The organism is Curtobacterium sp. PhB25 (assembly GCF_004365375.1).
Taxonomy (GTDB): domain Bacteria; phylum Actinomycetota; class Actinomycetes; order Actinomycetales; family Microbacteriaceae; genus Curtobacterium.
The window spans coordinates 19,561-31,960 of the sequence record NZ_SODR01000014.1 but is presented as its reverse complement, the minus strand read 5'-3'; the positions used below and the strand labels follow the sequence as shown (position 1 = coordinate 31,960).

The 12,400-nt window shown below is 69.2% G+C and carries 12 protein-coding genes; 3 read left to right on the top strand and 9 right to left on the bottom strand.

All coding sequences use genetic code 11. The annotated features are described in order from the left end of the window. Window positions 1–560: BLUF domain-containing protein (locus tag EDF51_RS18835; protein ID WP_134196128.1), on the bottom strand; the 560-nt coding region annotated here is incomplete at its 3' end. Window positions 561–877: 317 nt separating this feature from the next. On the opposite strand from EDF51_RS18835, the gene EDF51_RS18830 reads away from it, so the two are divergent. From EDF51_RS18830 to EDF51_RS18820, 3 genes are all read left to right on the top strand, one after another. Further along, window positions 878–1,678, top strand: a complete 801-nt coding sequence (locus EDF51_RS18830) for a PP2C family protein-serine/threonine phosphatase (protein WP_166673598.1) — start codon at window positions 878–880, stop codon at window positions 1,676–1,678. A gap of 223 nt (window positions 1,679–1,901) precedes the next feature. Then, entirely contained in the window at window positions 1,902–2,432 is a 531-nt protein-coding gene (locus EDF51_RS18825; RefSeq protein ID WP_132100791.1) for a sigma-70 family RNA polymerase sigma factor, read from the top strand. Between the two features lie 47 nt (window positions 2,433–2,479). Next, on the top strand, window positions 2,480–2,941 hold the full coding sequence (locus EDF51_RS18820; protein WP_131847347.1) for a DUF4383 domain-containing protein: 462 nt from the start codon (window positions 2,480–2,482) through the stop codon (window positions 2,939–2,941). A 106-nt stretch (window positions 2,942–3,047) separates the two neighbouring features. Here the strand turns inward: EDF51_RS18820 and EDF51_RS20085 are convergent, their stop codons facing one another. The 8 genes from EDF51_RS20085 to EDF51_RS18780 all read right to left on the bottom strand — a co-directional run bounded on the left by EDF51_RS20085 (window position 3,048) and on the right by EDF51_RS18780 (window position 12,361). After that, the gene (locus tag EDF51_RS20085; RefSeq protein WP_279388079.1) at window positions 3,048–3,434 is read right to left on the bottom strand and encodes a GNAT family N-acetyltransferase; all 387 of its coding nucleotides are present in this window, start codon (window positions 3,432–3,434) and stop codon (window positions 3,048–3,050) included. A gap of 104 nt (window positions 3,435–3,538) precedes the next feature. Further along, window positions 3,539–7,969, bottom strand: coding sequence for an FtsK/SpoIIIE domain-containing protein (locus EDF51_RS18810; RefSeq protein WP_131847343.1), 4,431 nt, complete (start codon window positions 7,967–7,969; stop codon window positions 3,539–3,541). Next, entirely contained in the window at window positions 7,969–8,886 is a 918-nt protein-coding gene (locus tag EDF51_RS18805; protein WP_134196124.1) for a hypothetical protein, read from the bottom strand. The genes EDF51_RS18810 and EDF51_RS18805 overlap by 1 nt, the downstream gene beginning before the upstream one ends. Further along, window positions 8,883–9,593, bottom strand: coding sequence for a hypothetical protein (locus EDF51_RS18800; protein WP_131847338.1), 711 nt, complete (start codon window positions 9,591–9,593; stop codon window positions 8,883–8,885). Before EDF51_RS18800 ends, EDF51_RS18805 begins: the two co-directional genes overlap by 4 nt. Next, window positions 9,590–10,225: a hypothetical protein gene (locus EDF51_RS18795; RefSeq protein ID WP_131847336.1), complete on the bottom strand. Its 636-nt coding sequence runs from the start codon at window positions 10,223–10,225 to the stop codon at window positions 9,590–9,592. The genes EDF51_RS18800 and EDF51_RS18795 overlap by 4 nt, the downstream gene beginning before the upstream one ends. Before the next feature lie 10 nt (window positions 10,226–10,235). Continuing rightward, window positions 10,236–11,675 (bottom strand): hypothetical protein, encoded by a 1,440-nt coding sequence (locus EDF51_RS18790; protein ID WP_131847334.1) that lies wholly within the window; start codon window positions 11,673–11,675, stop codon window positions 10,236–10,238. Then, complete coding sequence (locus EDF51_RS18785) at window positions 11,675–11,980, bottom strand: hypothetical protein (RefSeq protein ID WP_027467100.1); 306 nt, start codon at window positions 11,978–11,980, stop codon at window positions 11,675–11,677. The genes EDF51_RS18790 and EDF51_RS18785 overlap by 1 nt, the downstream gene beginning before the upstream one ends. A gap of 87 nt (window positions 11,981–12,067) precedes the next feature. Then, on the bottom strand, window positions 12,068–12,361 hold the full coding sequence (locus EDF51_RS18780; protein ID WP_027467101.1) for a WXG100 family type VII secretion target: 294 nt from the start codon (window positions 12,359–12,361) through the stop codon (window positions 12,068–12,070). Between the last annotated feature and the right edge of the window lie 39 nt (window positions 12,362–12,400).

The window sequence follows — 12,400 nt, the reverse complement described above, 5'->3', positions numbered from 1 at the left end:
GCGTCGACGCTGATCCCTGCGGTGTCGGCGATCTGGTCCATGTCGGCCCGTTCCACGCCGACATCGTGCAGCACCATGATCGCGGCGCTGATGATTTGCAGACGCGGCTCGATCGCATCGCCGACGCCCTGGTCGGTCAATGGTGCGAGGGGGTGCTTCCGGAACCACTCCAGGAGTGCTTTCGCCCGCGATGTGTTGCCGCCGCCCGGGACGGGGTCCGGATGGTCGGTGAACAGGTCGAGAAATCCCGGGATGTCCTTGATGAGAGGGTCGGCGGATTGGAACGCCATCGACCATTCTGGGAATGCCCGCGCACTGATGTGATCGACGGCCACTTCACGGACGTTGATGTGGCGTGGGTCCTGCCGGATCCCGGCGAACCGCTCCCGGACGACGTCGTCGTCGCCTTCGATGATCCCGAGACAGTTGCTGCCCTGATGGGCCAGGATCCCGGTGATGCCCAGCTGCAGGTTCTTCTCCCGGGCGATCACGAGGATCTCCGCGAGCTCCTCGTCCGTGACCGGGCGAGCCATCGTGCTCACGTACACCAGTGACAACATCTGGGACCCCTGTTTCCTTCACGCGTGTCTTACTCGCCCAGACTGGGCCACGCTTCCAGGAAACAGCAACCCGCGACTGGTTGCTGCGTCAGATGGATCACGGACAGTACCGGTGCAGGAGCAGACAGTGGTCGGTGAAAATGCCGACATCGCGGTCGCATCAATCGGAGTTAGTGTCTCAGGCAACCCGGTTTGAGCATGCTCCTGGGTCAACAGGGCGCCTGTTGCTGCACGCAACGGCGTCCAGCCGGGATGGTGTCGCAGGGGCACCATCCCGGACCCCTGCGGGCTGTGCGCCGTTCACAGCGGGTCGGGAGTTGCATACCATCGAGCAGGGGGAAGCAGATGAGACGACGCATCGCGTGGGTGAGATGACGACCGCCACGCGCGCCCCACGCGAGGACGGTGACGACGAACTCGACAGCGCTGACTCCTACTGGATCGACGCGGTCCAGCGAGCGATGCGTCCTGCTCCCGCCGTGCTCGACGAGTACACGATCGCGACCACGGCACGGTCTGCGCGAGGGATCTCCGGAGACCTGTCTGATGTCACTGTGGACAGCCAGCGCGGGTACGCCACGGTCACGGTGGGCGACGTCATGGGCAAAGGCCTCGCTTCAGGGGTGCTCGCTGCGAACCTCCTCGGCAGCCTTGAGGTGTTCCGCCAGGAACCACCCGGCGAAGCCGTCGACGCTGCGGAGACCGCGACCCGGGACCACTTCGAACGCGCGTCTGCGTTCGCGACCTTGTTCCACGCCCGGCTGCGATTCCGGGATGGACGGATCGAGTTCGTCGACGCGGGCCACGGCCTCACCGCGCACGCCCACACAACCGGTGCCGTTGAACGGATCCCATCGGCGGACTTCCCGATCGGCCTGCAACCCGGCGGGATACCTCGCCTGCCCCGTATCCTCCATCTCGCCCCCGGGGAGCTGCTCCTGATCGTCACCGATGGCCTGTTCGAGCTCCCCGACGCGTCCATGCACACACTCACGCAACTCGCCATCGAACTGCGAACAGCGACGCACCTGCAGCTTGCGCTCACCGCCTTCCTCGAAGCCGCGGGCCCAGACCTCGACGACGACACCACCCTCACCGCGATCCGCCGCCACCCCTGACACAGTGTTGTGGCCATGCGGCGCGTGATGCCATCGCCTCGCTGAGAGATCGATCGGTGCAGGGCAGTGCGCGAACGGCAGGTGCCTGAAGAGGCGTCGGGCTCCAGTTCGACCGCGGAGTACCCGGACGACGTGCGACGCGGTCCCCGGACTGGGGGAAACCGGTCGTGATCCGAACGCCTACGGTGAACCCATCACCAGTAGAAAGATCGGTACGCCCCACATGCCCGGCACCCAACCAACAGCTATCGACCCGTTCACGGCCGCCTACCGGCAGCACGCGTCTGGGTTGCGCGGTTTCGTGGGAACGATCATCATCGACCGTCACCTCGCTGAAGACGTCGTCCATGAAGCGTTCCTCGAGTGGTGGCAGCACCCGGCCCGGTACGACCCGACTCGCGCCACGCTCGAGTCATGGCTGCGCACAATCGCCCATCGACGAGCCATCGATCGGATCCGTAGCCGTGAAGCGTCCCGCCGCCGGGACTTTCGCCTCGGGATCCGCGATCACCACAGCACCGACCACAGCCTCGACCAGTTCGACGCTCACTTCTCACGGGCACGACTCCGTGGAGCGCTGGCAGAGCTGACCGAAAAGCAACGTGAGGCCGTCATCCTCCGCTACCTGGGTGAGCGCAGCACCGAGGAAGTTGCCCGCGACCTGCACACCACCGTCGGAACCGCGAAAACCCGAGTCCGAGACGGGTTGACCGCGCTCCGTCATCGGCTACAACCCCAATCGTCAACCACCTGACCACTCACGCGCCACGCCACCAGCACATCGACCGAAAGGCACCTCTCATGTCCAGCAACGCAGCAGCTCCGCGCACCGGCTTCGCCGCCACCCTCACCCAGAAGGGCGCCCTGCTGTTCGGCGTGGTCTTCCTGATCGTCGGCATCGCCGGCTTCATCCCCGGACTCACCATGGACATGGGGTCCATGTCGATGGCCGGTCACGGATCCATGGCCCTGCTCCTGGGCCTGTTCCAGGTATCCGTCTTGCACAACATCGTGCACTTGCTCTTCGGCATCGTCGGCGTTGCCGCAGCCCGTTCTGCCGGCGGCGCACGGCTCTACCTGCTGGTCGGCGGCATCATCTACGCGGTGCTGTTCATCTACGGCCTCTTCACCGCCAGCATGACCGGCGCGGCGAACTTCGTTCCGCTCAACAGCGCCGACAACGTGCTCCACGCCTTCCTCGCCGTCGCGATGATCATCCTCGGCATCGTCCTGCCCCGAGTCAGCGCACGCGAACGAGCTTGACTTACAAGCGATGATGTGAAGGGCACCGATCACACGATCGGTGCCCTTCACGGTCCCTGGCATGAGACACGGCGCATCTGCTCAACCCGTCTCGGTGAACGATCGGCTACTCAGTCGGACTGTCGGAATTGGTGAACTGTCGGATCCATCGTTCTGCGTTGAGTCCGGTTCCTGGGTCGAGCTGCCGTCTGCCGATGCGCTCGAATCCGTGCTTCGCGTAGAAGCGCTGGGCGCGCAGATTGAACGAGAACACGAGCAGGTGCGCGTCGTCTCCGCCGATCGCGGCGTGGAGGAGATTCGACGCCAACCCTGTTCCGTGTGAGCCCTGATCGACGTACAGGGTCGACAATTCGAGTGCGGGAAGGCCGTCCCGTGCTTCGGATGTGTGCGTCGTGCTGGCGACGCCGAGGAGCCGGCCGTTGGCCGACTCGGCCACGAACACGTGCCGACTTCCGGCACGGACGCGGCGGTGGCGGTGGCAAGGGTCGGACAGGCTGAGATCGCACCCTCGACGTCTGGCGCTGGCTAGCGTGGTCGCATGAAGAAGGCAAGGTTCTCCAGGGGCCCGATGCTCAGGTTGCGCGCAGCGTCGGGGCGTCAGCGCTCCGCGAACGCGACCGCCTCGCTCCCCGTCCTCGTGTTCGCCGTGACCGACGGCACCTGCAGCGTGGACGCGACCCCGGTGCCGAGGTGGACGAGGGCGGTGCCGGGCTCGATGCGGCTGGAGATCGAGGACCGCGAGATCCGGACGCCGATGAGGTCGCCGGCAAGCGTGTCCTGCGGGGAGAGCAGGGCACCGCGACGGTTCTTCTTGGCGTCGACCTGCCAGCCGCCGAAGCCGGCTGCGAGGCCGGTGGTATTCCCGCCGAGCAGGAGCCCCTGCCGGTTATCCGCGGCGGCTCGCCCCCACTCGCGGAGCCACTTCGCGGCGGTGCAGTCGATGAGGAGCTCGCCGTCGTCGACGACGAGGACCGTCGGTCTCCCGGACGCCGTGAGGACGGGGGACAGGTCCTCCACGGTGACGTCGTCGCCGGAGAACACTGCGCGGACCCCGGGCAACCCGTCGAGGTCGCGGACCGCACCCTGGCGTGGCGCCAAAACCACGAGTTCCGTCCCGCCCGCGAGCAGCGACCGCGCCATCGACGCGAGCATCGTCGACCGCCCGGACCGCGACGGGCCCGCGACAATGAAGGTCCCGCCACCGGTCGACAGGTCGACGGTCTGCAGCTCCATGTCGTCGCCGCCGATCCCGGTCACCGCGACCATCGGCGACAGCGACGGCGCTGACTCGAGCGCGAGTGCCCCGTCGAGGTCCAAATCCTTCGGCAGGGCGTCGACGCGGAACGGTCGCGGAGACGGCGGCACGGCGGCACCGGCACGCAGTGACGTCGCGAGGTCTCGGACGGCGGCGGTCTGTCCCGCTCCGGACACGTCTGATCCGAGCGAGGCGAACTGCACCTCGATGCCGGAGTCCGCCCGGAAGCCGCGTCCCGCAGGGATCGTCGCCGGGAGCTTGCGGTGGTTGATGCCACCGAGCGAGTAGTCGAGCCGGTCGGTCAGGCGCAGCACGATCTTGTCGTCGGTGAGCGTCGACATCCGGGACGACAGGAGCGTCCGGTCGCCGGAAACGACGACGTGGATGCCGGCCGCGGCGCCGTCACGCAGCAACGCTTGCAGCGCGTCGGTGAGGGCACCGCCGTCGACCTCGCCGAGCGACGTCGTGAAGTTCTCCCACCGGTCGACGAGCACCAGCACGTGCGGCAGGCGTTCGCCCGGATCGGCGAGGAGCCGCTGCTCGGTGATGTCGGACGCGCTCGCGGCGGCGATGACGTCGTGTCGCCGGGCGGTCTCGCGCGTGAGTCGGTCGATGAGCCGGGTCGCGCGCTCGACCTGGGTGCGCTGCACCACCCCGCCGCAGTGCGGCAGCGTCTGCAGCGACGCCATGGCGCCGTTGCCGCAGTCGATCGCGTACAGGTGCAGTTCGGTCGACGGGATGGACGCAGCGGCGGAGGCCGCGATGGTCCGCAGCGCGAGTGAACGGCCGGAGCCGGGTGCGCCGACGACGTAGAGGTGGCTGAAGCGATCGAGGTCGATCTCGGCGGCGCGCTGCTCCTGGGTGTCGGGGAGGTCCTCCGTGCCGTAGGGGAACCGGAGCACTCCGTCGATCGCGGCGCGGGTCCGTTCCGCGCCGACGGCTGCCGTACCGACGGCATCGAGCGGGAGCAGTTCGGGCAGCGGTGGGAGCCACGGACTGTGCAGGGGACCGATTGCGAGCCGGTCGCGCGCGTCAGCCATCGCGCCGACGAGGACCGACAGGTCGGTCGCAGCCGTCGCGCGGTCGCTCCGGACGGGGCGCGCGGGCGGTGCGGTCGCGAAGTCGCGCCAGTCGAGCACGCGGACGAACGGGAGGCTCGTGGCCGGGTCCTCGTCGCCGGCCCACTTCCCGCCCACGCGAGCGGACTGGAAGGGCACCACCGAGGAGTGCCCGAGGCGCGCGAATGCGCGCCCCGGCACACTCTTCGGGATGCGCGCTGCGTCCGCGATGTCGATGACGTCGGTGCTCTCACCCGAGTCGGTCATGCGGAGGGCGACGCGCAGGTTGGTGTTCGCGCGAATGTCCGGTCCGACCACGCCGCCGGGGCGTTGCGTCGCGAGGATGAGGTGCACGCCGAGCGACCGGCCGCGCTGCGCGATGCCGATCAGCCCGGCGACGAAGTCAGGCAGCTCGGTGACCATGGCCGCGAACTCGTCGATCACCAGGACGAGCCGCGGCATCGCCTCGCCGGCACCGCCGCGCTCCAGGTGCGCCTGGTGGTCCTCGATGTCCTTCGCCCCGGACGCCGCCAGGACGTGCTCGCGACGGGTGAGTTCGGCGCGGAGCGACCGGAGCGCGCGCTCGACGAGGTGCTGGTCGAGGTCGGTGACGAGCCCGACGGTGTGCGGCAGGTCGGACGCCACGCTGAAAGCAGCGCCACCCTTGTAGTCGACGAGCACGAAGGTCATCTGGTCCGGATGGTTCGCGAGCGCGAGCGACGCGACGAGGGTCTGCAGGAACTCGGACTTGCCCGAACCGGTCGTTCCTGCGACGAGACCGTGTGGGCCGTCCTTCACGAGGTCGAGCGCGAACGCCCCGTCGATCCCCACGCCCACAACCGCCGAGGTCGTCGCTGGGCCGCGCTGCCACCGCTCCGCGACGATCGCCCCGGACGGCTGCGGCAGGTCGACCACGTCGAGCAGCCGCGCAGCGTCGGGCACCAGGCCGTCCCCGTCCGAGCCGCTCGTGTCCCGCAGCGGGGACACGGCACGGGCGACGTCGTCGAACCAGTCGTCCTCGACGCGGTCGGCGAGCACGAGCTCCACGGGCGCGGAGAGCTGCCGCCGCAGGACCAGCTCGGTCTCGGTCCGGTGCGTGACGGTCGCGACGCATTCCTCGGGGAGCTGCCACTCCTCCTCGTCGATGCACACCAGTCGGATGCCGCACGCCGGCCCGTCGCGGAGCAGTCCCACGACGCCCGGCATCGCACGCAGCCGACGGGCGCCGTCGAGCACGACGACGATCTCCGGCAAGAAGCGCGCGCGCATCGAGCCGTTCTTGGTTCGCTCGGCCCGGCGCTCGGCGAGCACCTGGGTCAACTCGGCCAGTCGACGACCGATGGTCTCGCCGTCCGCGCCGATGAGGGCGAGAGCGTCCTGCCCGCCGGTCGGCCGCAGGTGCGGGAGCCAGAGCGTCCATGCCCACTGCGGAACGTGCTGCTGCGCGGTGAGCACGACGAACTGCACCTCGCGCGGACTCTGCGTCACGGCGAGCTGCCCGAGCACCCACCGGCCGAGTTCGCGCGGCGACGCTCCGGCCCCGGCGATGCCGAGCACGCCGACCTCGGCGAGCGGCACGGTTACTGGGACGCCCCTGGTGATCCGGTCCTCGTGCGCGAGGCCGTCGAGGTCGCGGTCGTCCTGCACGGTGACCGTCGAGGGCAGGTCACCGATGCCGATCCGGACGTGCAGGTGGTCGGCGTCCGAGGGGCGCCGCTCCCAGAGTCGACGCCCCGGGGTCGTCGCGACGACGCGCAGCGACCCGGCGTCGGACGATGACGACCTGCGCTCGTCCCGCTCGGCGAGCACCGCGGCGTCGATCGCACGCTCGAGCGCCGAGACCCGCTCCCGGTGCTCTGCGGTCTGCTTCCGGTGGCTCTTCTTGCCCGTCCGTCTGGCGGTGACGGTCTGCCCGATGACCATGATCGGCGTCATCGCGGCGAACAGCAGGTAGAACGGCGAGTGGAACACCGTCGCCATGACGATGCCGAACATCGCCGGGACGAACACCATGATCCACGGGATCGCGGACCGCTGCGGCGGCACGGGCGGCTTCGGGATCCGGAACTGCGTCGTCAGAAACGGGGGCAGTAACCGGGGAGGCCGGTTGAAGTCCAGCTGTCCCGAGTCCGGCGGCCGGAGCAGCATGCGATCCACGACCTCGACCGGGCGCACCGTGAGGACGGTCGAACCGAGGCGCACGAGCGCGTCGGGGACCCATGCCATCCACTCGTCGCCGATCTCGTCCTGCTCGATCGTGACCGAACCGGCTGAACCGATTACCGGCTCGTCCGTCGGTGCCTGCCGGACCGTCACGCTCCCGTCGAAGGCGATCCGGGCCTCCAGTCCGGGGTGGTCCGCAGCGTCCGCGCCGACCGTCGGCGACCCGTCGTCAGCGGCTGCGATCCGGAACGTGCCCGGCGAGAGCCGACGCGTCCGGCCTGCGTCGACACCACCGACGACCAGCAGGTGGACGACCCCTCGCTCCGTCTCGGGGCGGTCCGTGCCGCCGACGTGCAGCACTGCACCGTCGACCAACCCGCTCCTGGCGAAGGGGACGTCGCCGTCGGGTGCGTCCTGCGGCATCGCTGCGCCGCCGGTGCGGCGAGCGAGCGCGTCGACGACACTGCGCATCGGGGTCTGGCCCGGTGCGTCGACGAGCACGTCGGAAGAATCGCCTGTGACGTCGTCGACGACGGTGACGACGACGCGCATCAGGCGTCCGCCTCCATCGGGAGCACTGTCGGATCGAGCTGCGTTGATGCCGCAAGGGGCATGGACAGGCCGACGTCCATCCACCGGACCGTCCCGAGGACGTCCGAGACGTGTGTGCCGTCGCGGCGGGCCTCGACCGTCCACCGGGCGAGCGGGTGCGGCGCGGCCGCGACACAGGCCCACCGGCCACCCGGCCGCTCGAGGAGCCGGGCGAGCTCGCGACCGTCCTCCCCGGACGGCACCTTCGCCACGACCAGGAGGCCCGGGGTTGCGTCCGCCGCGACGGCCGCGATCGCGTCGTGCACCGACACGGCCACACCGAACGCGGAGCCGGTACCCACGCTGAGCAAAGCGGTCCCCGTGGCCCACGGAGCGGTGCGAACCTGGTCGACCACGCGGCGGAGCACCGCGTCCCGTGCGGCCTGCTCACCCCGGAGCGCGACGATCCCGCGCACACGACGCAGGTCGACGAGGACGTTCTCGTCACCATCGGTGCCTAGGGAGACCACCGTGGCGAATTCGCTCGGGGCCGGCGCGGTGAGCGGCACGGCCCGCAGCGCCCACATCGGGGCCGACCACGAACGGCCGTCCGGGGTCGCGGCCCATGGCTGCGGCGGTGCGATAGTCGGGGAAGCGAGGTCGAGCCGCACGGTCGTGCCGACCAGGATGCGGACCGCGCCGGGGAAGACGACCCCGGCGGCTGCGCACGAGGCGTCCACCGCGCGGAGGACCCGGTCGATGCCCCACGGCGCGGCCGGGTCACGGCGGACCTGATCGGCCCACGCGAGCGCGTCGGTCGCCGTGCGCCGACGGACGGTGATGATCGTCGGGATCACGAAGGCCAGGGTCCCGAGGAACAGCACGACCGACATCGTCAGGAGCAGGTGCGACTCGGGGTGGGCGAAGGACCAGGTCACGCGGCTCCTCCGAGCTCGGCCAGACGGCGTTCGAGGGTGGTCGGTTCGGCTCCGGGGACGTCGGTCCACCGGAACGTGGTCATGATCGCGTCGAAGAGCGAGACGAGCGCATCGGTGAGCCGCTCGTCGGTGCCCGGGAGGCTGATCGCCGAGAAGGACATCACGACCCATCGGCCGGGCCGATGCGGGACCGGGATCGTGTACACGACCTGGCGGTCGTCCACGACGGGCAGGTCCTCGCCGATGCTGGGGAGCTCGGCGCCGGGGTCGGCGCGACGGACCACCGTCTCCGTGCGAGCGGCGATGCCGCCGTCCACCTCGCGGATGCCGGGGTCGTCCTGCTCCCGACGGTCGGGCAGGGCATCGGCGAGGATCTCCGCGATCACCTGCTCCGGGGCCTCGTCGGACTCGTCGTCCACCTCGGTCTCGATGACGGACACCGGGGGCGTGAAGCTGTCGACGGGCTGCACGGGCAGGTACACCGCCGTCGCGCCGTTGTCGCCGGCCTCGACCACGGTCGCGGTCAGGCGCTTCCGCATCTCCTGCCGCAGCGGTTCGGCACGGTCGCGGGGCAGGTCGTCCGGGAGCGCGTTGGCGATCACCTGCCGGACGATCTCACCGAGTTCTTCGCGATGGGGCACGTCTGCGGGGAGCCGAGCCCACCCCGGCGGGACGACCATGAAGAAGGACGCGGTCGGTTCGGTCATGCGGCCACCTCGTTCCGGATCGCAGCGAGCAGGTCGACGACCTCTGGTCCGAACACCGGGACGACGTCGAGGTCCCTGGTGCGCCAGAGGACGCGGGTGTCGACGGCGGGGCCGTCTCTACCGCCTTCCCGCCGGACCGCACACACCGTCGCCCAGATCGCGCCGTCGTCGTCGAGGTCGTACCGGGTGACGACCGGCCCCTCGCCCCCGACGTGCTCGGGGAGCTCGTCGACCGCGGGCTGCTCCACCGGGAGCCCACCATCGGCACCGGCGAGCTCGAGGAGCGCGCGGGTGCCGCGTGCGTCGTCTCCGTCGGTGACCCCGACCGAGACCACGACGGGGAGCGGCCACCGGTTCGGGACACCGAGACCCGCGACGAGCCGGTCGCCGCCGTAGAGCGAAGCGCGGAACTCGAGCAGGGTGTCGAGTGCCGTCTGCGGGTCGACCTCCCGCCCGTCGTCGAAGATCCGCTGCTCGCCCTCGGCCTCGCGGTCCACGTGCACGATCGCCTCGAACAACCGCAGCACCTCGGCACGCCACTCGGGGGTCGCGTCGGCGACGTCCGGGATGACGAGCCACTGCGGGGACTCGACGTCGATGCTCGACGTGACGGCGGGTGCTGCTGTGGTCATTGCGCTGCTCTCAGACGGCGATCGGGTGCTTGATCGCGTTCCAGTCGTCGGTCCACGGACGCTTCTTGTCCGCGCCGTCGCCGATCGGGTTGATGACGAGCCCGGCGATGGAGTAGTTCTTGCCCCACACGGCCATCCCGCCGTTGACGTAGGTGTGCCACTTCGGGGCGTTCCCGACCAGCGTGCCGAGCCCGTTGGCGCCGCCGAATTTGCCGAGGTCGTTCCGCAGTAGCTGGAAGTCGACGCCGCCGATCCGTTCCGCCCAGCTCGTGAAGCCCTGCCTGGTGAACCGGTCGGCACCGAACTGTTTCGAGATCGTGGCCCAGTCGTTCTTGATCGTCGTGCCGACCTTCGGGATGTTCCACCAGTTCGGGTTGTCCTTGAACTTGCCGGCGAAGTCGTCCAGCTTGTTCAACCCGTTCGTCCTGACCTCGTTGCCCAGCTGGTTGGCGTACCGCACCTTGGTTGCCGACCCAGCGCTCGTCCAGTCCTTGATGGCGGCGTCCCGGATCTTCGAGATCTTCCCGAGGTCGACCTTCGTGGCGTTCTGGATCGCAGTCTTGCCGGCGGTGACGCCCTTGCCGACCGCGACGGAGGTCGCCTTCGTGATCCCGGCACCGACCCCGAGCGTGACCACGCCGACGACCGCCATGACCAGGTCGAACACGTTCCCCTCACCGAGCGCGGTCAACCCGATCTGCGCGACGAGACTGACCCCGGCCGCGACGGCGCCCATGATGGCCAGCACACCGACGCCGGGGATCAGGATCGCCAGCGCAGCCAGGGCTATGCCGATGTACGTGAAGATCTTGACGATCAGCTTCAGCAGCTTCGAGAAGAACGCCTTGATCTTGTCGCCCAGGGTGTCGTGCAGGCCGTCGTCCCATGCCGCGCGGATCGTCGACGCCGCCGCCTTGCCCGCACCGTCGAGTGCCGACAACGCGTTCCGCAGCTTGGTCTTCGCCGCGTCCATTGCGTCGTTCGACCTGGTGGTCGCCGCGTGCTTCGCGTCGATCTGCCCCTGCTCGTCGTCGGTGAGCGGGGGAGCGTCGTCGGCGCGGTTCTCGGAGGGGTCCGGCATCGCCGACGCACTCGCACCCGACTGCTGTGCGGTCTCCGCTGCCTGCAGTGCCGCGGCCGACTCGCTGAGCCCGTCCTCGAGTGCCGGCAGGTACCCCGTCAGCGCATCCCGGATGGCGTCGTACCGGCCTGACATCTTCTGCAGGGACTCCGCGACCTCCTTGCTCTTCTTCCGGACGGCGTCAGCGGTCTCGCCCTTGAACTTGCTGTCGTCGCCGTCGCCGATGCTCTTCAGGACCGCCGCCTCGGAGGTGATCTCCGACGCCATGTCCCTGTAGTACGTGATGAGCTCCTGCATCACGCCGGTGTCCGCGATCACCGGGTCGGTGGACTCGCCGAGCAAACCCCAGTTGCCCTCGCGCACCGGCATCAGGCGTTCCCCGCGTCCGTCGTCTCGGTGGTGAGCTTCTCGCTGAGGTCGTGCTCAAGGTCCGTCCAGTTCTGAGTGACCTTCTGCATCTTGTCCCGCAAACCGGCGATGGCGCCCTTCATCTTGTTGCGGTGGATCTTCCAGTCGCCGGAGAAGTCGTTCATGGCCTTGTACACGTCGTGCTGGCCGTAGACCTGGTCGAGCGCGCGGTCGTCGGACTTCTGGTGCTCCAGCTCGTCCGAGATGTGCTGCAGCTTGGTGGTCGAGTCCTCGAGGACTTCCTTCGTGATGATGAGGTCTGCCATGACTGCTCCTGGTCGGTGAACGGGATCGGAACCGGATCGGCCCCGGTGCTCGTCGTCATGACGAGGACCGGGACCGATTCGCGGTCGCTACTTGATGGCGTTCGCGAGTTCCTGGTCGGTCTGCTGGAGCGCCTCGGACGCCTTGTTCAGGTACATCGACATGCCCTCGAGGCCCTCGATCGTCTTCGTCGCACCGTCGTTGAACTCCTGGTACGAGCTGCCGAAGGCAACCGACGACTGGTCCGTGACGTAGCCACCCGAGATGAGGGAGTCCACCAGCGACTTCAGCTCACGCAGCTTCGAGGTGATGTCCTGCTCACCGTTCACGAGTCGGGTCGCGGCGTCCTGCATCTCGCCGTAGGTCACGTTCAAGTTGGGCATTGCCTGCTCCTGTCGTTCGTCTGCACCCCCGATCGAGGG